21 protein-coding genes and 5 pseudogenes are annotated in these 24,200 nt (G+C 69.0%); 12 read left to right on the top strand and 14 right to left on the bottom strand.

Annotated elements, in window-relative coordinates:
- Positions 1-132 precede the first annotated feature (132 nt).
- The 6 genes and pseudogenes from ABD858_RS34495 to ABD858_RS34470 form a co-directional block, all read right to left on the bottom strand.
- Positions 133-1,713 (bottom strand): IS1182 family transposase, encoded by a 1,581-nt coding sequence (locus ABD858_RS34495; RefSeq protein ID WP_345033590.1) that lies wholly within the window; start codon positions 1,711-1,713, stop codon positions 133-135.
- A gap of 283 nt (positions 1,714-1,996) precedes the next feature.
- Positions 1,997-4,309 (bottom strand): terpene synthase family protein, encoded by a 2,313-nt coding sequence (locus tag ABD858_RS34490; RefSeq protein ID WP_345033593.1) that lies wholly within the window; start codon positions 4,307-4,309, stop codon positions 1,997-1,999.
- A gap of 450 nt (positions 4,310-4,759) precedes the next feature.
- Positions 4,760-4,978: pseudogene (locus tag ABD858_RS34485) on the bottom strand (transposase); the annotation flags it as partial.
- A gap of 133 nt (positions 4,979-5,111) precedes the next feature.
- A pseudogene (locus ABD858_RS34480) lies at positions 5,112-5,588 on the bottom strand (ISL3 family transposase); the annotation flags it as partial.
- 132 nt (positions 5,589-5,720) lie between these two features.
- A complete protein-coding gene (locus tag ABD858_RS34475; RefSeq protein WP_425586296.1) occupies positions 5,721-6,692 on the bottom strand; it encodes an endonuclease/exonuclease/phosphatase family protein in 972 nt (323 codons plus the stop codon).
- A gap of 143 nt (positions 6,693-6,835) precedes the next feature.
- Positions 6,836-7,090: pseudogene (locus tag ABD858_RS34470) on the bottom strand (NAD-dependent DNA ligase LigA); the annotation flags it as partial.
- A 78-nt stretch (positions 7,091-7,168) separates the two neighbouring features.
- On the opposite strand from ABD858_RS34470, the gene ABD858_RS37045 reads away from it, so the two are divergent.
- The 3 genes and pseudogenes from ABD858_RS37045 to ABD858_RS34455 form a co-directional block, all read left to right on the top strand.
- Complete coding sequence (locus tag ABD858_RS37045) at positions 7,169-7,639, top strand: integrase core domain-containing protein (RefSeq protein ID WP_425586295.1); 471 nt, start codon at positions 7,169-7,171, stop codon at positions 7,637-7,639.
- A 93-nt stretch (positions 7,640-7,732) separates the two neighbouring features.
- On the top strand, positions 7,733-8,155 hold the full coding sequence (locus ABD858_RS34460) for a hypothetical protein (protein ID WP_345033595.1): 423 nt from the start codon (positions 7,733-7,735) through the stop codon (positions 8,153-8,155).
- 58 nt (positions 8,156-8,213) lie between these two features.
- A pseudogene (locus ABD858_RS34455) lies at positions 8,214-8,531 on the top strand (TetR/AcrR family transcriptional regulator C-terminal domain-containing protein); the annotation flags it as partial.
- Positions 8,532-8,654: 123 nt separating this feature from the next.
- Here the strand turns inward: ABD858_RS34455 and ABD858_RS34450 are convergent.
- Entirely contained in the window at positions 8,655-8,843 is a 189-nt protein-coding gene (locus tag ABD858_RS34450) for a hypothetical protein (protein ID WP_345033596.1), read from the bottom strand.
- Here ABD858_RS34450 and ABD858_RS34445 point away from each other — a divergent pair.
- Together ABD858_RS34445 and ABD858_RS34440 are read left to right on the top strand one after the other, a co-directional pair.
- Positions 8,838-8,966 (top strand): annotated as a pseudogene (locus ABD858_RS34445) (recombinase family protein); the annotation flags it as partial. The gene ABD858_RS34450 and the pseudogene ABD858_RS34445 sit on opposite strands and share 6 nt — an antisense overlap.
- Positions 8,967-9,528: 562 nt before the next feature.
- Positions 9,529-10,038, top strand: a complete 510-nt coding sequence (locus ABD858_RS34440; protein WP_345033597.1) for a GNAT family N-acetyltransferase — start codon at positions 9,529-9,531, stop codon at positions 10,036-10,038.
- 110 nt (positions 10,039-10,148) lie between these two features.
- Here the strand turns inward: ABD858_RS34440 and ABD858_RS34435 are convergent, their stop codons facing one another.
- The 5 genes from ABD858_RS34435 to ABD858_RS34410 form a co-directional block, all read right to left on the bottom strand.
- On the bottom strand, positions 10,149-10,541 hold the full coding sequence (locus ABD858_RS34435) for a DUF6262 family protein (protein WP_345033598.1): 393 nt from the start codon (positions 10,539-10,541) through the stop codon (positions 10,149-10,151).
- A complete protein-coding gene (locus ABD858_RS34430; protein WP_345033600.1) occupies positions 10,531-12,792 on the bottom strand; it encodes a tyrosine-type recombinase/integrase in 2,262 nt (753 codons plus the stop codon). Before ABD858_RS34430 ends, ABD858_RS34435 begins: the two co-directional genes overlap by 11 nt.
- Positions 12,789-13,895 (bottom strand): site-specific integrase, encoded by a 1,107-nt coding sequence (locus tag ABD858_RS34425; protein ID WP_345033601.1) that lies wholly within the window; start codon positions 13,893-13,895, stop codon positions 12,789-12,791. Before ABD858_RS34425 ends, ABD858_RS34430 begins: the two co-directional genes overlap by 4 nt.
- A gap of 230 nt (positions 13,896-14,125) precedes the next feature.
- On the bottom strand, positions 14,126-14,635 hold the full coding sequence (locus tag ABD858_RS34415; protein WP_345033603.1) for a hypothetical protein: 510 nt from the start codon (positions 14,633-14,635) through the stop codon (positions 14,126-14,128).
- Positions 14,632-15,543: an arginase family protein gene (locus ABD858_RS34410; RefSeq protein WP_345033605.1), complete on the bottom strand. Its 912-nt coding sequence runs from the start codon at positions 15,541-15,543 to the stop codon at positions 14,632-14,634. The genes ABD858_RS34415 and ABD858_RS34410 overlap by 4 nt, the downstream gene beginning before the upstream one ends.
- A gap of 93 nt (positions 15,544-15,636) precedes the next feature.
- Between ABD858_RS34410 and ABD858_RS34405 the strand changes: the two genes are divergently transcribed.
- From ABD858_RS34405 to ABD858_RS34395, 3 genes are all read left to right on the top strand, one after another.
- Positions 15,637-16,305, top strand: a complete 669-nt coding sequence (locus ABD858_RS34405; RefSeq protein ID WP_345033608.1) for a CGNR zinc finger domain-containing protein — start codon at positions 15,637-15,639, stop codon at positions 16,303-16,305.
- A 113-nt stretch (positions 16,306-16,418) separates the two neighbouring features.
- Positions 16,419-16,646: an AAA family ATPase gene (locus ABD858_RS34400; protein ID WP_345033609.1), complete on the top strand. Its 228-nt coding sequence runs from the start codon at positions 16,419-16,421 to the stop codon at positions 16,644-16,646.
- A 93-nt stretch (positions 16,647-16,739) separates the two neighbouring features.
- The gene (locus tag ABD858_RS34395) at positions 16,740-17,063 is read left to right on the top strand and encodes a CU044_2847 family protein (protein WP_345033611.1); all 324 of its coding nucleotides are present in this window, start codon (positions 16,740-16,742) and stop codon (positions 17,061-17,063) included.
- A 455-nt stretch (positions 17,064-17,518) separates the two neighbouring features.
- Here the strand turns inward: ABD858_RS34395 and ABD858_RS34390 are convergent, their stop codons facing one another.
- Positions 17,519-18,670, bottom strand: a complete 1,152-nt coding sequence (locus ABD858_RS34390) for a hypothetical protein (RefSeq protein ID WP_345033612.1) — start codon at positions 18,668-18,670, stop codon at positions 17,519-17,521.
- A 332-nt stretch (positions 18,671-19,002) separates the two neighbouring features.
- Complete coding sequence (locus tag ABD858_RS34385; protein ID WP_345033613.1) at positions 19,003-20,220, bottom strand: MFS transporter; 1,218 nt, start codon at positions 20,218-20,220, stop codon at positions 19,003-19,005.
- 54 nt (positions 20,221-20,274) lie between these two features.
- Here ABD858_RS34385 and ABD858_RS34380 point away from each other — a divergent pair, with 54 nt between their 5' ends.
- The 4 genes from ABD858_RS34380 (at position 20,275) to ABD858_RS34365 (ending at position 23,807) form a co-directional block, all read left to right on the top strand.
- Positions 20,275-20,814, top strand: coding sequence for a CGNR zinc finger domain-containing protein (locus ABD858_RS34380; protein ID WP_345033614.1), 540 nt, complete (start codon positions 20,275-20,277; stop codon positions 20,812-20,814).
- Between the two features lie 135 nt (positions 20,815-20,949).
- On the top strand, positions 20,950-21,081 hold the full coding sequence (locus tag ABD858_RS34375) for a hypothetical protein (RefSeq protein WP_345033616.1): 132 nt from the start codon (positions 20,950-20,952) through the stop codon (positions 21,079-21,081).
- A 712-nt stretch (positions 21,082-21,793) separates the two neighbouring features.
- Positions 21,794-22,414: a glycoside hydrolase domain-containing protein gene (locus tag ABD858_RS34370; protein ID WP_345033617.1), complete on the top strand. Its 621-nt coding sequence runs from the start codon at positions 21,794-21,796 to the stop codon at positions 22,412-22,414.
- Between the two features lie 511 nt (positions 22,415-22,925).
- Positions 22,926-23,807: an SAM-dependent methyltransferase gene (locus ABD858_RS34365; protein WP_345033619.1), complete on the top strand. Its 882-nt coding sequence runs from the start codon at positions 22,926-22,928 to the stop codon at positions 23,805-23,807.
- Positions 23,808-24,200 lie beyond the last annotated feature (393 nt).

Below are 24,200 nucleotides of genomic sequence, written 5' to 3'. Positions count from 1 at the left end.
CCGTCGGAGCAGCGGCGTTGTAAGCCGCCGAAACCTCTGCCGGCGTGGTCCTCGACGGTCAGCGGGCCCTAGAAGACTGCTGAAAATCTTGTGCGTGGGGCTGTCCGGTGGTGGGCCGGGCGGCCCCTTGCCTTATGCGTGCGCTGTCGTGAGCGTCCAGGTGCCGGTGGTGCGGGTGAGTCCGAGGTTAATCAGGCGGCGAAGGTTGAGGGCGGCGGCGCGGTGGTGGAGCCAGGTGTCGTTCTTGATGACGCCCCGGTAGGGGACGCGGCGGCTGCCCTTGGCGACGAGCCAGGCGATGGCGCGCTCCACCGGTGGTCGCCAGCGGCGGTACTCGGCCTGCCAGTCGGGGTCGGTGGCGGCCTGGTCACGGGCGGCCTTGAGCAGGTCGTACTTGGCGTGGACGGTGAAGACCCGGCCGGTTTTGGAGCGGGTGCAGCGGTCCTTGAGCGGGCAGTCGGCGCACAGCTTCTTGAACTGGGCCTGCCGGGAGCCGTTCGCCAGCGGTCGGCCGAGCGCGGCGGTGTGTCCGGCGGGGCAGGTGACCTCGCCCTTCTCGGTGTCGACGGTGAACTCGTCGGCGGTGAAGCCGCTGGGGACGGCCGGTTTCAGCGGCGGTGGCTTGAGGACCGGGTCGTGGCCCTGGGCCTGGAGGTGTTCGCGCAGGTCGCCGGTGCCGTAGGCGGCATCGCCCAGGACGGTGAGCGGTGCTTCCTCGTCGGCGAGGAGGTCGCGGGCGATGGCGGCCTCGTGGTTGTCGGCCCCGCTGCCGGCGGTCAGGGCGACCTCGGTGAACAGCCCGGCCTCGGGTTCGAAGGCCACGTGGGCGCGGAAGCCCTCCTGGTGGCGGGTGCGGTTCTTGTGAATGTGCCGCGCCTCGGGGTCGACGGTGGAGACCGTGCGGTCGCGGGCGGTCCCGCGGGTGATGCGCCAGCGCCCGTCGCGGCCGTCGGATTCCTCGGCCGGCTCCACGTCCTGGCCCGCGACCAGGGCCAGCAGCCCGACGGCGTTCGCCGCGGCCTCGCCCAACTGCTGCTCGGGCAGGCGGCCGAGCAGGTTCAGCGCGTCGGTGACCAGGGCGTCGACTAGTGCCTCACGGGCGGCCTGGTCGTTCCAGGCGATGCGGGGCTTGCCCGGGTCGGCGTAGTCGTGCGCGGTGCACCACGCCGCAGCAACCTGCTCGGCATCGGGGACCTCGCGGATGACCCGGCGGATCGCGGCGATGAGCTGGGTGACGGTGTCCTGGGTGGCGACCGCGTCGTCCAGCACGGTGGAGTCCAGCGCCCGCCGCTGCCGGCCCTTGAGGACACCGGTGGCCGTGACGACCTCCCTGACCTTGGCGAACAGCCGGTTCGGGTCACCCGAGCGCTGCAGTCGGCGGCGGAAGTACGTCAGCAGCGACGGGTCGAACGCGGTGTCATACAACCCCAGCCCGCACGCCGCCTTCCACCGCAGGTCACAGCGCAGTTCCTGCACCGTCTCGAAGTCCGAGAGCCCGTGCAGGCTCTGCAGCACCACCGTCGCGGCCAGCACCTGCGGCGGCATCGACGGCCGCCCGTTCGTCGAGGGGTACATGTCCGCGAACATCGACCCGGGGAACAGCACTTCGCGATGCTCGGCCAGGAACGCGAACACACTCCCGGCCGGGATCAGCTCCCGACAGGTCTCCCACGCATCCGGCCCGACCGTCTCCCCAGCCCATTCCCCCTGCACACACAGCAGTCTGGCCCCACACCAGTGCGCGCGAGGCCAGAACCGAGATTTTCAGTGATCTTCTAGCCGCGAGCGGGGCGACCCGGCTCACTCAGTGATCCGGTCAATCTGCCCCGCTGTTCGTCCCAGCACCGGTGGAGCAGGGCATCACACACGCATGAGTGCTCATCACATCATCGGTGCCGCCCCAGCTGCGCGCCACCGGCGGACACCGGTCTCGCGCAGGAAGATGCCGGATGGGCAGGCCTGGCTGGTCACCCGGTACGGGGACTGCCGCACGTGGTTACGCAGCCCGCCGCTGGCGCTGGACGAATCGGACGCGTGTCAGGGCTGCGAGTGTGTGGAGGTCGGCGACGACGGGGAAGTCGAATGGCATAGGGCGGGGTCCCACCTGGTCGGGCGGGGCGGGGAAGCGGCCGGTCTCGTCTTGCTGGGACAGCAGATAGGCAGTTGCAGCGGGGGTGACGTGGGGTGGGCCATAGCGGGCGGTGACGGGGATGGCCTGCGCGGTGGAGAGGGCGTCGCTGGCGTTGTCCGGTGTGTGGCCCCAGCCTCCGTCGGGTTGCTGGGTTGCGGTGAGACGTGCCGCCGCGCGGGTGATCGCGGCGGTGAGCCGCACAGAGTCGATGCCAGGGGTGCCGCGTGCGGCCTGAAGTGCGTCGACGGCGCGCAGGATGACGCTGGACTCGCTGAGGGTCCAGCTCGGGGTCCAAGTGCCGTCGGGACGCTGGGCGTCGACGATGAAGCGTGTGGCCGCGGTGACGAGCCGGGTGCAGCTCGGCCCGCGGGTGGCCAGGGCGATGACGGCGCCCGCGGTCATGTCGAGGTCGGGGTCGTCGCCCTCCAGCCAGGTGGGGAACCCGCCGTCGGGGCCGGCCGTAACGGCGAGGTACGCAGCGCCCCGGTCGAGATGGTGGCGGTAGCGGTCCGCGTCGAGAGCCTGGAGGAACTCCATGCAGCGGGCGGCGGTGTCGACGTCGGTCTGACGGACACCACTGGCGAAGGGCCAGCCACCGTCGGCGGCCTGCCAGGCTGCGACGAACTCGCCCATCCGGGCGGTGTAACGCCGCAGCGCGGGCCGACCGAGGAAGGCCAGACCGCCCACGGCTGACAGCCATACGTCCTGACTGTCGAGGAACGGCATCCCGCCATCGCTGTCGCGGGCGTGCAACAGGCCGGTGATGGCCCGGTCGATCACCGGGTGGCCCGGCCGGTAGGACTGCAGGGCATTGAGTCCGAGCAGTTCGGTGGCCGCGCTGGCCTCCCACAACAGCCGTCCCTGATCGTCGTCCAGGAGGTCGGCGAGCTGGAAGCGTTCGCCGGTGGAGACGGTGTGCGGGTATCCGGTGACCTGGGCGTAGAAGACGCGGACGGCCAAGAGGTGGATCGTGCTGAAGGTGGACAGCGCGTTGGTGGGGGCGGGATCCGGGGTGTCCTGGGCGTTCAGCCGCAGGCCGCCCAGCACGTGCAGCACCGCGTGCAGCATGCTGCGCTTGAGCCGGCCACGACCTCCCACCCCGTGGACCGACTCACCGGCCACACAATCAACTGCTGCGTCGGCGGCGTCGGCCGGCAGCGTGTGAGGGCGCAGGCAGGCATCGATCAGCAGGGCATCGAGCAGGTCGGCATCACCGCGTCGCCGTTCCAGATAGGAGGCCAGCTGTCTCTGCTCGTCTCGGTGCGTGCCGCGCGTGCGGAGCAGGGCCAGGAACAACGCCGTTTCCAGGACGCGGCTCGCGCACCGGTCCGGCACCGCTCCGCCTGGTGCCACCACCAGCGCCAGCCGGCGCTCCAGCCGGACGACAGCCGTCTCCACCGGGTCCGCCCGCACCCCCTCCGACACCCGCTGCGAGGGCAGGGTGGCGCGGTAGCGGCGGCTCTCGTACTGCCACGCGACAGCGCCGTCCAGGAACGTGCGGACAGTCTCGACCCGCGAGCGGGCACCCTCAACGCACCATCCAGCCGCCAACTGCCCGGCGAGCCCGTCGAAGTCGTCGAGCCGCTCCTCGATCATCGCGCGGGCGGTCTCCGCTGCCTCACCGCGGTCGACTCCCCGCTCCCGCGCCAGGACATCGACCAGCCCCACCTGCCCGGCTTGCTCCGACCCGGCATCGAACAAGTCGTTCGTCCAGGCGACGACATCGGCACAGATGTCGTGCAGGCCCTCCGCGTCCGGCCACGCGCTCAGGCACCGCTGCGCCACCAACAGCAGCGGTGCCACCGTGATCGTGCGGCGGCGCAGCCGGACGTACTCCTGCACCGAAGGCATGTATCCCGTCTCGCGCCACCGCGCCTCCTCGCACGTCGCTTCGGCGAACGACGCGTAGGAGGCGGCAAACCGCCTGCGCCAGTCCGGCACAGTCCCGACGGCCGTGCGCTGCCAGAGGTCCTCGAGGGCGGCAGCTGCGGGCGCCGTCCCCGTACCGGCGCCCGCGACCACCGCGACCAAAGGTTGCAGCACGGCGCGGACCTCGGCAGGTGAAGCGTGCTGCAGGTCCCGGTCGAAGACGTCGTCCACCAGCGTGATAAATGCCCCCCAGCAGGCCAGCAGTTCCACCTCCGCCGCCGAGGCCGAAGGGGCGACAAACCCCGCCATCCGTCCCGGCGCTGTACCCGCCAGCCTCCGTGTCTCGGCCGCATCACCGACCAGGCCCCACCGGCCCGCCCACCCCAAGGCCCCTCGCTGAGCCGTGTGCCACCAAGCACTGCACGTCCCCAGCCTCGCCGGGCTGCCGTCCACCCGCACCACCAAACGAGACCCCTCCCATCTGCGACGAAACGACAACCGGCCCACGACCCGGACCACAGACAAGGGCCATCACGCTACAAATGCCCTGTACAGAAATGTTCCTGGGTAAAGACGTTCAGGTACAGGCCGGCTTCCGCTCACCCTCCAAACGAGTGACCCCCGGCGCCGGCCAAGCCCCCGGCCAGCTCTTCCACTCCGCCTTGCCCTGTGATGACGCGCCAGGACGTCGGACGGCCGCAGGCTGGCCCGGGAGCGCATGCCGATGGTGCAAAGGCCGCCTGCACGTAGTTGAACTGGTCAGTGAGTGCTGGTGGTGAGGCGGCCCTCAAGGGCGATCTGGAAGGCGTTCAACGGCGCCTTCCAGCGCATGGTCCACCTCTTGCGGCCCTTCCCGGTGGGGTCCAGGCTCATCAGTGCCACGTAGACACACTTGAGGGAGGCGGCCTCGGTCGGGAAGTGGCCCCGGGCTCGCACGACCTTGCGGATGCGGGCATTGACGGACTCGATGGCGTTCGTGTACTCCGCTTACGCATTGCCAACAACGCGCGCATGCGTTTCCTCCACATCCGTCTGCGCTCCGACACGCATCCTGGCACTCGCGCGACATCCACGGCCAGACACTGGATCTTCGCGATGCTCGGCCAGGCTGTTACGCAAGGAGGACTCGCTTGCGAAGGAGCGCGAAGCCTGCGCGGCCGAACATCTGGCGCTTGAGCATCTTGATCCGGTTGACGTGCCCTTCAACGACGCCCGAGTTCCAGGGCAGGGTCAGGCCCGCGATGACGGCCTCGCGGTCGCGGTCAATCCCTGCGGCTAGCGTGTGGAGGCTGGGCAGGTCGTCCTTGCGGACGGCGTCGAGCCATGCGGGGAGCCGTTCGCCCTGGCGCTCGGTGAGCATCTGAGCGAAGGGTCGGACGTGTCCGGTGAGGGCTTCGAGTTCGGGGCAGTTGGCCAGGACTGCTTTGAGCCGGAGTTGTTCTGTCTCGGACAGGGATTCTGGGCGGCTGAGGATCCACTTGGTCACCACGCGGGGTGCTGGCGGCTGTGCGGTGACCGGGCGGGGCGAGGTGCGCTTCTTCCTGATGTAGGCGCTGAAAATGCCGTAACTGCCCTGATAGCCGAGCGGCGTTCAGGCAAACTTCGGGAGGTTGATCCGGGCGTCAGCCGTCACCCAGCGTGCCGCCTTCACGGAAAGCGAGCCAGAACCCAATGCGCTGAACAACCGCTGTCGAAACTCGAAACTCGTGAGCAGAGCCAATCACGGTCCGAGCTTGATGCCGGCGGCGATCGGCAGGTGGTCGCTGCCGGTGGCCGGCAGGGTCCGGATGCCCGTGACGGTCGCCGAGCGAGTCAGGACGTGGTCGATCCGGGACAAGGGGAAGGCTGCAGGCCAGCTGAAGGCGAAGCCTCGCCGTGCGGAATTCATCTGCGAGGTGACCGGGGCCAGTCCACGGTCGTCCACCGTGCTGTTGAGGTCACCCAGCAGGATCACTTCGTCCAGCTCCTCGGCGGCGATGGCCGCGCCCAGCAATCCGGCGCTTTCGTCCCGCCGGCCGGAGCTGAAACCGCTCATTCGGACACGGACCGAGGGCAGGTGGGCCACGTACACCGCGATGTCGCCCCACGGCGTCTGTGCGCTGGAGCGCAGCCCACGACTCCAGTCGTCCCCGATCCCCTCTGGCTTGATGTCCAACGACCGGACGTCTGCCAGCGGGTACTTCGACCAGAGTCCGACAGTTCCCCGGACCGCGTGGTGAGGGTAGTCCGATGCCAGCACTGTCTCGTAGAGCGGCGCTGCGGAGGGTGTCAGTTCTTGAAGAGCGATGAGATCCGGTGCGGACCTGATCAGGGCGCGCGCTGTTCCCACGGGGTCGGTGTTCTCGTCACTGACGTTGTGCTGGACCGCCATGATGTCGGGTACGCCGCAGTCCTCGTCGAGGAGCAACCCGCCGAAGAGGTTCGCCCAGACGGCTGCGGGCAACAACAGGGCGACCAGCGCGGTGGCCGAGCGGCGAAGCAGCGCCAGGCCGAGCATCAACAGAACGGGCAGGCCGAGCCAGGGCAGAAACGTCTCCAGCAGGCTACCAAAGCGGCCCACGGTGTTGGGCACGGCAGAGTGGAATGCCTGCAGCCCGGCGACCAGAACCGCGAGCGACGCGAGAACACGGCCACGCGCCCAGGGTGACCGGCCTTGCGTGTTCTTGCCCCACCACCGGTCGACGTGAAGCAGCCACCGCCGGTGCGGTGCGGTCTTCGCCGTCGGCGTCACACAACTGTTCGCTCGTCCCACCACGTCCCACCCATCAGCCTTGGAACCGTCCCCGCCCCGCAGCCATGCATGACGTGCCCGATACGACGCACAACCCGGTGATTCAGGTTCCAGACCGCGCCGCCATCGATTACTGAGCGCGGCCCGCGGTAGCCCTCGATGTCGAACTGATCGCGGCCTACGGCGTAGGAGACGGAGGCGACCAGGTGGCAGTCGCGGCCGCGTTCACAGCGCCAGCGCTGCTCGGAGGTGTCGATACCGGAGCCGCACTGCGGGCAGGTCTCGGGGAAGGCGATGGGCTGCTCTGTACCGGTGCGCAGGAGGGCGACGGGGGCTTCGATGCGGGGGGTCGCCGTTCCCTGCGGACTCGCAGGCCAGGCCTGTCAACTAATCGGGACTAAAGTCCCGGGCTTGCACAACGGGCGTCACTGGCGGTGATGCTGCGTTTGCGTCCAGCCCCGCCCCGGCGCGTGCGCTCCGGTGGTGGGGCAGGGGCCGTTGACTCGACCTCGCGTCGCCACAACTGCCACGCACGAGCGCGGATGTTGCGGGAGCCTCCCCCACTCTCGGCTTCGCTCGAGCGGGAGGTGCCCCCATCGGTCTGCGTGATCAACGAATCCGCAGGACCGGCACGCGAACCAGGCCTGCGAGACCCGGTTCGCCTTGTAGCCGAGTTCGGTGTCCGACTTTCGGTCGGCCGCACTGGGCAGTGCTGGGACAACGCCCTCGCTGAGTCCTTCTTCGCCACCCTGAAGCGGGAGTTGCTTGGCGACCGGCCGTGGCCGAGCCGGGCAACGGCCAGGACCGCGATCTTCGAGTGGATCGAGAGCTGGTACAACATACGCAGGCTGCACAGCAGCCTCGGCTACCGCAGTCCCGCCGAGTACGAGACCGTCCTCGCGGCCTGATCACCACACCGATGGTGTCTGTCAAAGCGGAGCAAGCTCACAACGCCCGTGGCTGATTGCACAGACAGGTCAGGCAGTGAAGGGTGGGGGCGCGTGGACCAGAACGAGGACCAAATCCTGGCTGAAGAGCTTGCTGCACTGGCTGCCGTGGGTGGGGGCAGCGGTCGCTTGATTGGGCTTGTGGCCAAGCTGATGAGGAAGAACGTCCATGAGGTCGACCTTGTCATCCCCTTGCCGTTCGACGATGCCGTAAAGCGCGTCGTCAGAGTGCTCGAAGGGGCAGGGCGGCCAGTGGGGCCTACGCATGTGGAGCCTGGCAGGGACCAGGAGATGATCCGTGTCGTTGCCAGTGGCGGTGCCAGGGGCATGAATCCTGTAGTGGTCACCGCGCTGGTGACAAAGGGCACGGAGAACAGCTCGAAGGTGAGGCTTCGTGCGGCTGCCAAAGAAGGCTTCGTCAAGCAGCGAGCGGGCGAGAAGACCGCCGCCCGGCTTGCGGCGTTGCTGAGCAAGTAGAGCAGTTGCGACGCGGATGGTCTCCCATCAAGTGTCAGGGAGATCGTTCCTGCGGGCGACCAACACGCTGGCCTTCCTGGAACACGCGCTCGCCGTCCTGCAGCCCACCGGGCTGAACGGTGCGGCGAAGCTGGAGGTCTTCGCCCAGCTCGCCGCATTCGTGGCCGGGCATGTCGCCCACGAGATCGCGCAGGCCGCAGTCTCACGATTCCCGGACAGGGCCGCAGCCGAGGCCCGCTACCTCGCCGCTGTCGCCGCCGACGGCTGCCACCCGGAACTTGCCGAAGCCCTATCCACTCCCGGACGCCCCCTCACCCCCGAAGCCACCTTCACACGGTTCCTCAACCGCCTGATCGACGGCCTCGACACTGACTGATGCCATGCGCGACCCGGAGCTGGTCGTCGGCGACGGGGCGATGGGGCTGCCACCCCCACGAACGGCACCACACCCCGAAGGGGGCGATCAGCGCATGACCAAGCCTGAGAGCGCGGTTTACGACTACGACGTCGTCATCAGCGGAGTCAGCCTCGCCGGCAGCGCCGCGGCGATCTTGCTCGCTCGACGCGGTGTCCGCGTCGCACTGTCGCCAGTGTCCTCGGCGACCAACTCGTCCAGCATCGCGCTGCGCCTGGCGGGGACGTCGCGGACGCCCTGCTGCGGGCAGGTGTCGACCGCGACAACATGCACGTCGACACCGCGGGCGGTGCGAAGGCGTCCCGGCCGAAGCTCGACCTCGTCCTCCAGTTGCTGTGTGAGTGCGACATGTTGAAGGTCACCCGGCTCGACCAGCTCTCCCGCTCCGTCCTGCACCCGGTAACCCTTGGCGCCGAGCTGCGCGAGTGTGGCATCGGGATGCACGCCATCGAACAGGCATCGACACCTCCACGATGGAAGGCCGAGCGATGTTCGGGATGCTGTCGGTGCTGGCGGTTATCTCAAGCTCGCCGATCAAGCAGGGCTGTGACCTGGGCGGCCAGGTCAAGGACGGTGTCTTCGACCTGGCCGCGTGACCCTTTCGAGCGCCGCTCAGCACGGGTCGATCGTTACTGAAGCGCGATGCGGTGAGCTGGGTTCGGGGCCCCAGCTGAGCATTGCCTTCATCTGGTGGGTTTGAAGTCGACCTGATGCGCTGGTGCGTGAGCGGTCGAATTTGACGGGGTGATACGGTGTCTGACGTTCGTGTCTGATCCAGATCGAGGAAGTTGGGAGGTGAGGTTGATGACCGCGCTCAAGGCCACTGCCATGTGCTCTGCCTGGACCACCCTCACGTCCCGGGTTGCGGCCTGACCTCATCTGGATTCGCCTCGCTGGGAGCGTGAGCTCGCGGGGCAATACCGATACGAACCAACCATGAAACGGATCTCCATCCATCGTGAGCATTAACTGGATCACGCGTGCTGAGACCAGCGCGGACATCCCCACCATTCGCGACATCAGCCTTGCCGCGTTTGACACTCCGTTGGAGGCCGACCTCGTCGACGCCCTGCGCGCCGACCCCTCGTGGATCGAAGGACTGTCCATCGTCGCCACCGACCACGACGGCAAGCTCATCGGCCACGCGTTGCTGACCCGCTGCCACATCGACGACACCCCGGCCCTGTGCCTGGGCCCCGTCGCCGTCTGGCCCAAGTACCAGAAGACCGGCGCTGGCTCTGCGGTAATCCGCGCCTCGTTGCAGGCCGCCAAGGAGCTGGGCGAGCACTTCGTCACCGTCCTCGGACACCCGACGTACTACCCGCGGTTCGGCTTCACTCGCGCTTCCAAGTACGGCATCGGACTCAGCATCGACGTCCCGGATGAGGCCATGATGGCCCTCACCCTCGACGCCGACCACCCGCTGCCCAGCGGCACCGTCCACTACGCCGCACCGTTCGGCATCTAGTCAAAGCCCGCCGTGCCGGGGCCGCCACCGAGCCCCGGCACGGCGGTTCTCGACTGCTCCCGCACAGTCCTCCAGATCGACTGCAAACCCGCCAGATGAAGCGCAACGTCTCACGAGCGCGTAGTTGAGGCTCGCTGCTCGCCGAGCGCGTGAGCAAGTTGCCGACGCAGGCGCTGGTTATCCTCGGTGAGTTGCCGGTTCCGTTCCAGGGCGGCCTCCAGGCGAGCGTGAAGCGAGGCGTCGGAGGAGCGCTGGGCGGCGGGAATCGGTGGTGAGGGAGAACGTCCGATGGCGTCACGGAGCCGTTCGATCTCGGCGCGGATGTCGGGCTGGGAGTACAGCCACGAACGTGAGACGCCCGCGCGACGGGCGACACCCTCGAAGGACACCGGGGCTCCGGTGCGGTCGAGTTCGCGCAGTGCCTGGATGGCCTTGGACCGCGTCAGTTCGTGCCGCTTGCGGGCGGCGGTGACGAGCGGTGCAGCGCTGGTCTCAGGAGGCATCAGCGTCCGCCTCACCGGTGCCTGGCTGCCCGTCGTCTTCAAGCGTTGTGATGATCTTCTCCAGGTTGTCGGCGACCTGCCTGTTCATCTCCACGAGCCGCTTCTGCCCACGGGCTTCGGCAGCGGAGATGATCTGCAGGGTCTGCTGGCGCTGTTCACGGTGCTGGGGCAGGAACTCGGCGGTCGTGATGAACATCGGGCAGGTCAGACACGAGTTGGCGTGCGGGCAGGACTGCACCATCGGTAGTCCGCAGTAGCCGTTGGGCAGGGCCTGCGTAGCCCGGGAGAGTCTCTGTTTGGCCCAGGCCGCCTCCGCGAGAGGGCCGGCTGGGTCCAGGGCAACGGTCTCGCCTTGGGCGTTGACCTTGCGAGCCTTCTCCCAGTGCCGACGGACGGTGTTGTCCGACAGCCGCGCGTAGTGGGCGGTCATCTGGGCCGAGGTGTGATCAAGGATCTGACGGACGACCTCCTGCGGTACGTCCTTGTTGATCAGCCTGGTGCCCAGGGTATGCCGGAACTGATGCGGGGTGATGTGTGCTGGTCGACCCAACTCGTCGCGGGTTGCGCAGCGTTGGAGCCATTCGGCCAGCGAGATCCGGTAGCCGGAGGTGCTGATCGGTCTGTCACCGCGGAGGTTCGCGTCGGCGCGGGGGAAGAGGACCGACACCCCCTCGGGCCGCTCTTCCAGGATTCGGCGCTGGTGGTCACGGAGCTGTTGTTCGAGTTCTTCGTCGATGGGGACCAGTGCCTCGCGCTTCATCTTGTGGTTGAAGTAGCGCAGGTAGGGGGCGCCTTCGGCATCATGGACGACGGGGTCGAGCGGCAGGTTGATGGCGTCGGTGATGCGCAACCCACAACGCATGAGGACGAGCGTGATCAGCCGTCGTGCGGGGTCCTGCCAGCGGGCGAGGTTGGCGGGGTCTTCCAGCTGGGCCATGACATGCTCGGCCACGGATCGGGGCAGCAGGGGCGGCGGCGTGGGGTAGTCCTCGGGGACGAAGGCCGCATTGCCCGGCAGTGCCTCGTCCCAGCGGTGCACGCGGATCGTGCGCAGGAAGGTGTTCAGGTTGCTGATGTGCGCGTTGTGTGTGCTGCGGCCGCCCATCGCAGCATGGAGATCTGCCAGGTAGCGTTCGAGCAGGGCGCGGTCGACTTGGGCGAGTCCGGTCACCTCTGCCGGGAGGAACGCGGAGAACCGGGCGACCATGCGCACTCCCGCGCGTACGGTGCTGGCGCTGATGCCGCCGGACAGCCGCCAGCGTGCCCAGCGCTTGGCCAGATCCCGCAGCCAGGGCTGGGTGATCTCCTCGAAGGTGATCGTCGATGTGTGCGAGTGGACGATGCCGAGATTGCGCAGCCGCCAGACGGGGCGGGGGTATTCCGCCTCCCAGCCGCGACCGTATACCAGTTCCTCGATGCGTCGGCGGGCGCCAAGAAGGAAAGTGCCCCAGCCCGTGGCCCAGTTGCCGGTCGGACCGCGGAAGGTCTTCCAGAACTCTTCCGGCTCGTCGAGAAGAGACCGGACCTGGGCGTCGGCGAGGGCGTTGACGAGGCGCTGGGCCCATGCGGGCCTGATCTTCTTGGTGGCTTCGTCATGGCGGCACTGCAGCGCGTACTGCATCTCCAGGCGTAGCTGCATGGGCAGTCTGCGCAGGTCGATGTGCTCGGACCCGCCGGGTCCGCTCTCCTCGTAGGAGGCGGTGAAGTCCTCGATGTCGGGGCGTCCGAGCGCCTTCCAGCGGCCGTCGTGTCCCGTGCAGAACACCGAGGTTCCCCTCACCCACAGGTCGCAGTAGCTGATCCGGCAGACCTCGGGCAGCGGTGACGGAACGGGCAGCGGAGCCGTGGAGGTCTGCCATGCCGTCATCGGCGGGCTCCCACACCGCTTCCACTGCCGCCAGTGGCGTTGACACATGCCGTGGCTGTGGAGTCCGTAGCGGCAGCCGTCGACCGCACAAGCGTCCAGCAGCCGGTGTCCGACCCAGCGTGCGGGCGTGGTCACAAGGAACGTCTCCAGCTCGGGCCTGCCTTCGCGGGTCCAGCGCACCGAGTGCCCCCAGCACATGCGGTTGCTGCGGGCCGGTCGGTCGCACCCCTCGACGGCGCAGGCAGGACCGCCGAAGACTGGGTGGCGGGGGTCGAAGACCAGGTCGTTTTGCCGGAACTCAGGGCGAATCGCGGACATGAGCTTCTCCAGCAGGCCCGCAGGCCGGGGAGGACGGTCCTCGTGCGGATTTGGGACGGCGTTCACAACTGCACCTCCGTGCCCCGGAACCAGCCGGCCTTCTCCAGGACGCGGCGGGCGTCCTCGACGGTCAGATGCCCGTAAACCGCCGACGTCGTGGTGACCGAGGAATGTCCGAGCAGCTTCGAGACGACCTCGATCGGGACCCCGTCACGCAGTGCCCGGGTGGCCGCGGTGTGCCGGCACCAGTGCGGGTCGAAGGCGATGCCGGTGCGGCGCCGCAGCCGGAGCACCAGGTCGTAGACGGCCGGATAGGACAGGGCCTGTCCGCGCGGCTCAGCGAAGAGGTTCACGAACACGTAGTCGCTGTCGAGATCTCCGTACTCGGCGTGCAGGTAGTCGCTCCACAGCCGCAGCAGCTCGGCGCTGACCGGGATGGATCTCTGCTCGCGCGACTTCGACCTGGCCCGGTTGGCGTTGTTCCGGGGAACGACCGTGACTTCCCGCTCGGCTGCGGCGATGTCGGCATGCCGCAGGCCGAGGGCCTCGCCGATCCGCATCCCGGTCTCATGGAGCAGAGCGAACAGGAAGCGGTCACGCAGGTGATCGCAGGCGTCCAGGATGGCCTGCATCTCCGCCGTCGTAAGCACGCGCGGCAGCTTCTTCGGGACCTTCAGCGAGATCGTTCGCCGAGGCTGGGGCCGGCCGGGGCTGATGTGGTGCAGGAACGGCTTCCAGCCGCCCCGGCGTCCGGGCGGCTGCAGGGTCGTCAGCAGATCACCGACATCGACACCGTGTCGCAACTGGTGGGCGTAGAACGCGGACAGTGCCGACAGCTTGCGGTTGACCGTGGACGCGCTGACGTGCGGCTCCACCGAGGGCAGCACCGCGATCTGCCCCTTGCGGCCCGACGGCGGCAGCTGCAGCCAGACGACGTACTCACCCAGGTCCTCCAGGCGGACCTCACGCCAGTCCAGTCCCCGGTGGGCCAGGAACGTCCAGTAGTCCTTGAGGTCGTAGGCGTACGCCCTGACGGTGTTGGGCGATCTGTCGACGTCCGTCAGATAGGCCAGGTAGCGCTCGATCGGCTCCACGGGAACGTCGTCGTCCCCCAGCACCGTCCACGAGTCCACCCGCACCGTCGGCAACACGACACGCTGTACGAGCATGGCGCCTCCCCTTCATCAACGTCATGGATGAAGCGGGAGATAACCACGTCACAACCACAGATCACACGGCTTCCGGCAGCCTTGCTGAACATCGAGGACAGGCGCCGGAAGGCTTGAGATAATCGCCGAGCTGCAGCATGAACTGATCGTGGCGAACACCAGCGACGGGCTCGCCTCCGCGCGGGCTCGGGGGCGGGTCGGCGGGCGCCGGCCTGGCCATTGCATCGCTCTCACCGCAGGCGGCGGGCGTTGACCTCTTGGTCGAGCCGCCAGGTGTGTCCGCCGTCGGGCGATCGTTCGTTTCGCCAGTGGAAAGTGTCGGCGGTGATGTCGGTGAAGGTCCAGCGGACGAGGTCGCTGCCAGCGGCGCGTTCCATGACGATCTCATCGTCGATCTGGCGGGCGTACATGTGCACCAGGTCACCGCGGGCGGTGCCGTGGAAGGTGAACCGCCACAGTTGCAGGCGCGGATCCCAGATTCGCACGCACAGGCCGCACTCCTGGTCCGAAGAGCGACCCGTGGCGGGGAGTTCATCGCGCCCGGGCCATTGCCAGACATCCAGGACTGCTCTGCCCTCCAGGGCGTAGCCGAACTCCCATTCGCCGCCGACTCGGCTGGCCGGTAAGCCGTCGGTGGGGTAGTAGGTGATCTGGGTCGCCCAGTGTCCGGCCAGGCGTCCGAACTGCTCCATCTCGGTCGCGTACAGGTTGCTGGGGCCGTCGGCGAGCAGCGTCTTCATGCGTGCGCCTCCACGGTCGCAAGCGGGGTCAGGGCGGAGGCGAGACAGTCGACGATGGGAGCGGCGTACACGCCGTCCGGGTCGAGTTCCGGATCGTAGATAGCGACGTCGAGCCCCACCACCCGGCCGGTGCCGACCAGGGTCGAGACGAGTTCGGTGAGCTGGGAGAAGTCCAGGCCGGGACGGCCCGGAGAGTCCACCGCGGGCAGGACGCGTTCGTCGAGCACATCGAGGTCGAGGTGGAGCCAGACGCGGTCCAGCCCACGCCGCTGCAGGCGGCTGATGACCCGCTCGCCCAGATCGGCGATGCCGATCTGCTGGATCTCCTGGGCGGTGAACCGGGTGACCGGAAGTATCTCCTCGTCCTCCCGGTCACCGATCTGGACCACGTCCTCGTCGGCAACCAGCGGCCGGCCCACCGCCGGCCAGTGGGTGAGCAGCAGCTCACCGCGGCCGGTGGCCAGGGCCAGATCCATTCCGGCCACCGAGCCGAGGGACGAACCGACGTCGTAGTTGCCGGGGTGCCGGAAGTCGCTGTGCCCGTCGAGGTGAACCAGGCCGCAGCGTCCGTCGCGCCGGGTCCCCAGCAGGCACCCCAGCAGGATGCTGCAGTCGCCGCCCAGCACGACCGCGAACCGGGAGGCGGCGAGTGCGGCCTGGACCGCCTCGCCAAGCCGCAGCGTGTGCTCGCGGACGGCCACCCCGTTGCGGATGCGGGTGGCCGGCTGCGCGTCGAACTCGTACAGCGGACGGTCGAGCTCCACCACCCGGGCCGGCCGCAGCCGTGCTTCCAACCCCGCCGACAGCAGCGCTTGCGGGGCCCGCCACGTTCCGGGCTCGCGCCCAGGCGCGGGCGGTCGCAGGCCGAGATTCCAGGGGGCCGCTATGAGCTCAACGGCAGCAGCCATGGCCGTCTCCTTTCAGCCGCGAAGCATTCCAACTGGATAACATCAGTACACTGGTTGGATGGAACGAGGCAAGCCCATGAAAGGCGGTCATGCGTGACGGGAACCATCCAGGCTCACACCTTCAGGCCCCGTGACCTGATCGGCGGGCACATCGTCATCGACCTGGTGAACACGGTCACGGCTCGTGACGCGGAGCCGATCGACTGGCTCGACGGTTACCCGCGCCTGCTGGAGTGGGCCGCCCTCACTGGTCAGTTCGACCCCGCCGCCCTCACGGCCTTGCAGCGGCTGGCCGAGACCGAGCCCGGCAACGCCGCGCTGGCCCTGGACCGCAGCCGCGAGCTGCGCGAGGCTCTGCACGATCTCATCACGGCACTGATCCACCAAGACGCTCCAGCCCCTGCAGAGGCGGTCGACCAGGTTGAGAATCATTGGAAGCACGCGGTCGCCAGTGCTCGCCTGACCGTCCGCGGGAACACGCCGCAGCTCCAGGTCAGCGTCGAGACCTCGGGGCTTGAGTACCTCAACCACGAACTCGCCCTGCAGGCGTTCGACCTGCTTCGGTCACTGCCGCTGGAACGCACCCGCGTCTGCCCTGGTCTGCGATGCGGCTGGGTGTTCATCGACAGCTCCCGAGGCGGCCGGCGTCGCTGGTGCGATATGGCCACCTGCGGGAACTCCGCCAAAGGCCGAACCCACTACCAGCGGAAACGACAAACCGCGAGCCAACAGGGCCACCACCAGCCGCCCAACGACCAGTAGATTCAAACATCCCGTTACCGAGCCATCCGCCCGAGCCCGTGCCAAACGAGCCTGGCCGGGCCGAGCTACAGCCCGGCTGCTGAGTCGTCCGTGGCCACAGTCCGCAGCGGGCGGTGGCCCTTCTCGTCAAGCCGGGCCAGTTCGCGTTCGTAGTCGACGGTGATGGAGAACAGTCCGCCGCGGTGACCCGAGTGCTGACCGCCGGGCACGGCATCGACGCCATCGTCGGCGTCGCCGGCGCGGGCAAGTCCACGCGCATGGAGGCGTGCCGGATCGGCTGGGACGCCACCGGCTTCACGTACGCCGGACCACCCTCGCCGCGGTCGCCGCGAAAAACCTGACCGACGCCTCCGGTATCCCTGCCAAGACCGTGGCGGCCTGGCTCGGCGAGATCGAGAACCGGCGACGGGCTGCGCGATGTAGACGTCCTGGTCGTGGACGAGGCGACGATGGTCGATGACCGCGCCGCGGCCGTGCTGATTGCGCGGATGCCGCTGGAAGGCGGCGGGGCGATTCTGCTGGAAGAGGTGAAAAACACACCGGAGTTGGACGGGCCGGTGAAGGCGGGCCGGGTCGGTGACGCGGTACGTGAACTACCTCGGACATTGCAGCAGTCGCTGGTTCCAGTGCGCGACACGGCGCGGGCGGTTCTTGACCAGCTGCGACAGGCGGGTCCGCAGGAGGTGGAGGTGGAGTTCGGGGTGAATCTGTCCGCGAAGGCTGGAGCCGTCATCACCGCCGGCGCGCTGTCCATCTGAAGGTCCGCGTGGTGTGGGAGAGCAGTGACGCCGGGCAGGACGCTCGGTGAAGAACGCGGGGACGGTGGCAGGTTTCCCGGATGACGAGAGCAGTCTTGCCGGGGCAGGTGAGCCGTCTGTGTCCGTGTCGGTCTTCCAGGTACTCGCGTCGGACGGCGGTGCCGCTGGAGCAGGGTTCCTGGCCGGGGAGGAGCTGGAGACGTCGAGCAGGCGGGTGTATCCGTCGTCGGTGCTCAGGGCGGCCGTTCTTCCGTCGTCGGAAAGGTCCACCCGGTGGACCCTGGCCGGAGCGGTGTAGGAACCGGTCTTCTTGCGAGTCTGGACGTTCCAGAACTCCACGCGGGTGTCCCCGGCGGCCAACGCCAGGCACGGTGTCTTCACCCGACCGAGTGTGGGCTCCGGCCCTCTGGTTGTCTCAACTGCCTTGGACTCGCGCCTTTGACCGCGATGGGCCGCTACCGGGTGTGGAGTTGTTCGAAGCGTTGCTGAAGGAGCCGAAGCGCGGCTCGCTGGCGGCCTGGGACCCGGCGGCGCAGTGTGATCAGGGCCGGGGCCAGCGCGCGGGCGCGGTCCGGGTCTGGCAGGTGCTCCCACTGGTGGTGGGCGCGGTCGACGGCCGCTTCGACGTCGGGGTTGTTCGTGGTCTGCTGCTGTCGGTCCAGACGGGCGGTGGCGGCTTCCATCCACAACTCGCAGCTGCGTGGCGTGTCTCCGGCGAGACGGGCGAGGTCGGCTCGTACCTCCAGCCAGTGGATCGCCTGCTGCGAGCCGGGGCCGTACGTGCGTAGGGCCTCGCTCTCCCAGGTGGCCGCGATCGCGGCGGCCTCCCGGTGCCGTCCGGCCCGGGCGGCGGCCAGGATCGCCGGATGCGGGTCGCCGCCGGCGTCCGGTGCCGCGGGGTGGGCGGTGGGCCGCGGCGGGATCGGTGCTTGCTGCTGGGGCGTGGCCACGGTGGTGGGGGTGTCGTCGGCGGCCAGGAGCAGCGCGTCGCCGGGCCCGGCCTGGGTGGCGGCGTGTTCGTGCAGCTGGGCGAGCGGCGGCCGTGTCCCGCTGCGCCAGACATCGGTGCATGCCTTCAAGTAGGCGGGGGTGATGGTCGATCGGCGGGGCGGTGGTGGGGCGAGGCGGCCGTAGAGGCGGATGCCGTGTCCGAGGGTGAGGCCGTCGTGGTGCAGTTGTTGCCACGCGTCGGTGTCGGCGACCAGGTCCACGACCGCCGTGGTGGTGCCCGGGCGGCGCTTCTGCAGTTCGCCGGCCAGCCAGTGCCACGGCAGTGCGGTGTAGCGCAGCGTGGCGGGGGTCGTACGGGCGAGTGCAAGGTGAAGCCGGTGCTGCTTGTGGTCCAGGTGGAGTTGCCCGGCGAGATAGAGGGCGAGCGGACCCGGTGTGGCTGCTGCGGTGCGGATGCGGGTGAGGACGGTTTGCGCATCGACGGGATCGGCGAGTTCGACCACGGTCGGCGCGGACGTGCCGGTCAGCACGCTTGGCGGCACCGCCGCGAGCGCGGGCAGTACCGACGCCGCGTCGACCAAGCGGCCCTTGCCGACCGGAGCGGCTGCGAGCAGCAGCGCGGTCCCGGATCCCGAGTCTTCCCCTGTGATCACCACACCAGCACCGTAACCGCTTCCAGGACCGTTCCGGCGGGCGTGTCGTGAGACCGAGCGGGGCTGATCCAGCTCCCCCGGCCTCGGAGCCCCCGAGGCCGGAAGCAGGTCGATCTCCTGGGGACTGGTCGCGATGGCAAGCCCTGGCCGGGCTCGTACTTCGCCGGCTCAGTCGTCGGGACACCGATCAGCGTGCTGCGCCAGTACACCGAGCAGCAGAACCGACCGTTGCAGGTGGTGGACGCCGTTCCGCCCGGACGACGGAACGGCTTTCCCTGCCCTGCTCCGCAGGGACGGCGTTCACCACCGGGCTGAAGCCCGGCACCCCCGGCCGATTACCGGTGGCGTAGGTGTGTGCGCTCGCCCAGGAGCGACAGAGCGCCGATGACGATGGTGGTCAGTGTGCACGCGACGAAGGCGGTTCCGGATCCGGCGGTGTCGAGCAGGGCGGCGGCCATGAGGCCGGCGGCTCCGTAGCCCACTCCGGCTGCGGCGTACAGGACGGAGAAACCGGTTGCCCAGGCATGCTGAGGAAGACGTTGCTGGAGGGCGAGGTTGCGAATGACCATCAGCGGGCTGTAGAGCAGCCCGCCGATCGCAAAGGCGGCGGCGAAGATCCAGGGTTGCGTGGTAAGGCCGGGGAGAGTGAAGGCAGCGGCAAGGGCGGGGAGCAGGACGAGGCTCTGACTCAGGGGTGTCCCCGGCCAGCGGCGGCTGCCGTACAGGAGTCCGGCGATCACGCTGGCGACCGCGAATGCGGTCATGACGAGACCGGCCAGCGCGGGGGAAGAGCCGACGTCCTCCAGCCGGGCCGGGAGGACGACGTCGACGGTTCCGACAAGGAACATGATCGCTGCTGAGAGCAGCGCGGTGGGCCAGACACGTCGGAGAATCGCCGTTGTACGCAGCCACTCGTCCCCGGTTTCTCCGGGCGTCTCGGGGCGTGAAGCGGCGTGCGGGATCCGGTGTACGAAGAGCAGCGGGGCAGCAGAGGCGACGGCCATGGCGATGAGTGCGCCCGATGCCGAGAACCGAACGTACAGCAGGGAGGCCAACGGGGGCGCGACGGCCCAGGCAGCCTGGCTGAGAGAGCTTTCCAAACTCAGCGCGGTGGGACGTAGGTGCTCCGGGGTGATCGTCGAGAGCTGGGCCCGCATGCCGCCGGGGGCTCCCGCGGCAGCGGCGCCGGCCACGAAGGCCAAGGCCAGCAGGACGGGGACCGGGACCTGGCCGGCGCCGAGGGCGAGGGCGGTGAAGGCGAGGGCCTCGGTGCCGAGAGCCAGCCTGAGCTGGCCGACGAACGGCCGGCGGTCGAAGCGGCGGCCCATGACTGGAGCACCTGCGGCCTCGCCGAGCGCATGGATGGCGGCGAGCAGACCCCCGACGCTGAAGGACTGAGCCGAGTGGCCGAGGAAAACCAGCGCGAGGGGCGCCATGACGACAGGCGTGCGAACCAGGGCCGCAGCGATGTACCAGGTCCGGGTGCCCGGCAGGGACAGGACGCTGCGGAAGGTGCTCCGGAGGCTTTCCGCATCCAACGTGTTACCAGTCATAGGGATAGATGGTAAACGCCCTGCTCGGTCGTGTTTACCGCCTACTCTGATTGCATGGCGACGGCGACGATGACGAGTCCTGCTGTGGAGGAGCTGCGCGGCTTCCTGAACAGTTGGCTGATCCCGAACGACACCCGGATGCCGACCGAGACCCTGCCGGATCTGGCGGCGGACGCGGCGGCTTGGCGGCACACGTTCGCCAGGGTGCCGGTACCCCGTGGCTCGGATGACACGGCGGAACTGCTGCGACTGCGCGACGATCTGCGGGCCGATGTGGAGGAACACAGCTCGGCGCGGCTCGACGCGTGGCTGGAGCGATGTCCGCAGACGGCCCGAATCGAGAACGGGGAACTCGTCTTCCGCGGTGCCGCCACACCCCAGGGTGAGGTGCTGCGCATGGCTGCCGAGTTGGTGAATGAGAGGCGCTGGCGCCGGCTGCGTGCCTGCCCGGACTGCCGGTGGATCTTCTACGACCAGTCGCGCAACAACTCGCGTACCTGGTGCAGCATGTACGCCGGGGACAGCGGCCGCGCCTGCGGCAGCATCGCCAAGGTGAAGCGGATGCGTTCCCGCAAGGCCGCCCGGGCGACATGAGACCGGGCGTGCAGCATGTACGCCGCGGACAGCGTCCTGAAGGGCCCTGGTCCACAAGGGGCCCACGAGTACCCGTCCCATGGGTGGTGGACCGACCCGCCCCCGCCGTGGACGTCAGATCGTATGCTGGTCGCTATGGGAGACGCTCCGCACGAGGTCAGCGCATGGCGCCAGGGACGCAACCCGCAGCGCCGGAAAATCGGGGTACTCGGCTGGGCCTTGCTGGTCCTGCTCATGCTCGCACTGTCCACCCTGGGGCCGCGCTGACTCATGCCCCCGCGATGAGGCTGCCCCGGCACAGCGAAGATCTCCGAAGGGGACGCGGGTCGGCAGGCAGCGGCGCAGCCGGCCGAGCATGCGGGTGAACAGGTGCACACCAGTTGACAGTTCAGTTCCGGAACACTTCGCCACCCGGGGATCCGGGGAGCTCACCGGCGCCGCGTTCGTCCACTGCAGCCCACCCCACTCCGTTCCACCAGCCTGCCGCTCCCGCAACCGCCGAACCACGGCCCGCAGCAGGCCATCCGCCCCTGCACCCGGGCGTTCCCCGCATGGCCGGGGGCAGTGGGTCAGAGGGTGCCGAGCACCTTCCGCAGGACGTGGACTGGGCTTGCGCTGGTGGCCGTCACCCGATCGGCCGACGGCTGATGCCGCCTCTGCCGAACGTTGTTGGTGCTCCCGGGTCCGACGGCCTGCTCGGCCATCCAGATGCCGGCCTTTGCGGCCATGCCGGCGCCGGCTACGGGAGAATCGCGCACTGCTCTCAGGCCTGGCGGTGTTGCAGTACCGGCGTCGCGTGGCGGGCGAGCACGCCGCCCGCCGACAGGGACTCGTCGTCAGGGTGCGCAAAAACCGCGAGGAGGCTCGGAAGGGGCATCGCCGGGTCACCTTCCAGTGCAGGGAAGCCGGATGACAGGCCAGTGCAGGCTACTCCTCGTCGTCGACGCCCTCGGGGCATCCGGGTCGCAACGGGGTCGGCGTGCTCGTCTGGGCCCGCACAGACGGCAAGAACCGCGGCTGCGCCCAGCCCAACCTCACCGCCTCCTGGGTGAAGTCGGTCAACTCCATGGGCTGGAAGTTCATCCCGATCTACGTTGGCGCCCAGCCGCCGTGCCAGAACAGCCCGAATCCGGAGAGGCTCACGACCTCTGCCGCCGGATCCCTCGGCGCGAGCGACGCCACGGACGCGGTGGCCAAGGCGTCGGCCCTCGGTATGAAGGCCGACAGCCCGATCTTCCTCGACATGGAGCCGTACGACATCACCGACAAGGCGTGCAACGATGCCGTGCTGACCTATGTACGTGCCTTCACGAAGACGCTGCGTGCCAAGACCTACCGCAGCGGCTTCTACGGCTTCACCAGTTCCAGCGCCCAGGCCATAGCCACCGCGACCGATCGCACCGACCTGCCGGGCAACCTCTGGTACGCGCTGTGGGACAAGCAGTACACCACCACCACGGACTGGCCGTGGGGCGCCACCCAGTACACCGACCACAGCTACGGCCACCAGTACATGGTCAACAGCAAGGAGACGCACGGCGGTTACACCATCACCGTCGACCAGGACGCCTGGGACAGGCCCGTGGCGATCATCGGCTGACACTCCGGTGTGACTTCGTGGTCTTGGGTCGCCCGCCGGGGTTGGCGTCCCCGCCAACGCCGTCCGCATACCGGCTCGACTCCGCGACCCGCCGGTCGAGGAGCGTGCAGACCCGGCGAGCTCCGCAGACAAGGGGAAAGCGGGCGGCCACCGAGTCGACTGCGGGCACGGGCTCGGTCACACCGGGATCTCCCGCCGGGCCCCGTGACCAGACCCATCGCACTCCCGGAAAACCAACCCGGCACCATCAGTACCCGATGCCTTGGGAAACAGGGCCCTCGGTCGCCGCACTCTACCGCGCCCTCGCCGAAACCGAGCAGGCTGCTGCGAACGACGGCCCGCCCTTCAAGCCTGCCCGTCCGCATCCGCCGACCCGGGGTGGCGCGGGTTGCGCCCGGCCCAGCCGGTGTGCGTCGCGCGCCCCTGACTGCGCCCTTCCAGCGCCGTTGCCGGGCTCCCAGGCTGGTGCCCGCCAGTGGAACGACAGGGCGGCGCGTACAGGAGGGGCACCATGGAGAACCCGGTCGAGCAGGAGCTGTCTGCAACGGAGGTCGGGGCGTGGTACGACCGCTTCGGTGACCTGTACAGCCTGACGATGGGCGACAGCATGCACCTTGGCATGTGGGACGGCGGAGTTCGGCCCGACCCGGGCAGGGCGCTGTCTTCGGACGAGGCATGGCAGGAGCTGACCCAGGCGCAGGACCGCTGGACCGACGAGCTGATCAGCGAACTGGCCCTCGTCGGCGAAGGCCGGCGGGTACTGGACATCGGCTGCGGCACCGGCCGGCCCACCGTGCGCCTGGCCCGGACCACTGGTGTGCAGGCCACCGGCATCACCGCCAGCCGCACGCAGACCGCGCAGGCAGCTGAGCGCGCCGCCCGCGCCGGGCTCGCCGACCACATCGACTTCACCACCGGCGACGCAATGCACCTGCCCTTCCCCGACGCTTCCTTCGACGGCGCCTGGGCGATCGAGTCCTTCGCTCACTTCGCCGACCGCTTGCTCGCCCTGCGCGAGGCCTGGCGTGTCCTGCGCCCCGGCGGCCGGCTTGTCCTCGCCGACTGCTACGAGGCGTCCTCCTTCACCGACGAGGAGGTGCGCCTGTTCCGCACGGGCTTCGCGCTGCCCCGCCTGGCGCTCTCCCCCGGAGCCTACGCCGACCTCGCCCGCGAGGCCGGTTTCACCGTGGACCGCGTCCGCGACAAGACGGGCGAGTTCGGCCCCACCTACGACCTCATCTCCCTGGTCTACGCCGGCCGCCGCCCCCGTATCGCCGACCTCCTTGGCCCTGAGGCCGCATCCCAGCTCGACCTCGCCTACCCCCTCGTCCTGGAGCTTTGCCGTACCAAAATGGGCTACACCGCTGTCACCGCCACCAAACCCGGCTTCTGACCACCTTCACGGCACGGAAGACCCCGCGCCATCGAGGGGCGGAGCAGAGACGGCGGAGGCCGGAAGCGGAAACAGGCGATGCTGTCGGCCGCCACACCTCGGCTGGGCACGGGCCGGTCGAGTGCCGTTCAGTGAGCCCCGAGCACCTTCCCGAAGTACATGTCGGCGTCGGACGGCTCCAGGTCGATCACAGGCCGAGGCCCATGAATGTTGGCCCGGAGCAAGCAGGGGGTGAGCGCCTGCATCCCCCGTGGCCCAGCCACCAGACGCCCCTTGTACCGAGTTCCTCTCGCTCCTGCAGGGCCTGTCCGGCGACCGAGGTCTGTCCGGGTGGTGGCTCAGGGCGTGGCAGGCGATGCCGACCGCGCCTGACCCGCATATACCGTCATCACC

The sequence above is a fragment of the Streptomyces sannanensis genome, from assembly GCF_039536205.1.
GTDB classification, from domain to species: domain Bacteria; phylum Actinomycetota; class Actinomycetes; order Streptomycetales; family Streptomycetaceae; genus Streptomyces; species Streptomyces sannanensis.
The sequence above is the reverse complement of the archived record's forward strand: the minus strand, read 5'-3'. Positions and strand labels throughout refer to the sequence as shown.

Bases quoted from the DNA above. Each gene is read 5' to 3' on its own strand.
- ABD858_RS37045 (WP_425586295.1), top strand. From the start codon at position 7,169: ATGCTGCGTTTGCGTCCAGCCCCGCCCCGGCGCGTGCGCTCCGGTGGT.
- ABD858_RS34425 (WP_345033601.1), bottom strand. From the start codon at position 13,895: ATGCTCGTACAGCGTGTCGTGTTGCCGACGGTGCGGGTGGACTCGTGG.
- ABD858_RS34410 (WP_345033605.1), bottom strand. From the start codon at position 15,543: ATGGCTGCTGCCGTTGAGCTCATAGCGGCCCCCTGGAATCTCGGCCTG.
- ABD858_RS34490 (WP_345033593.1), bottom strand. From the start codon at position 4,309: ATGGCGGGGTTTGTCGCCCCTTCGGCCTCGGCGGCGGAGGTGGAACTG.
- ABD858_RS34435 (WP_345033598.1), bottom strand. From the start codon at position 10,541: ATGCCTCCTGAGACCAGCGCTGCACCGCTCGTCACCGCCGCCCGCAAG.
- ABD858_RS34380 (WP_345033614.1), top strand. From the start codon at position 20,275: ATGGCGACGGCGACGATGACGAGTCCTGCTGTGGAGGAGCTGCGCGGC.
- ABD858_RS34375 (WP_345033616.1), top strand. From the start codon at position 20,950: ATGGGAGACGCTCCGCACGAGGTCAGCGCATGGCGCCAGGGACGCAAC.
- ABD858_RS34415 (WP_345033603.1), bottom strand. From the start codon at position 14,635: ATGAAGACGCTGCTCGCCGACGGCCCCAGCAACCTGTACGCGACCGAG.
- ABD858_RS34365 (WP_345033619.1), top strand. From the start codon at position 22,926: ATGGAGAACCCGGTCGAGCAGGAGCTGTCTGCAACGGAGGTCGGGGCG.
- ABD858_RS34385 (WP_345033613.1), bottom strand. From the start codon at position 20,220: ATGACTGGTAACACGTTGGATGCGGAAAGCCTCCGGAGCACCTTCCGC.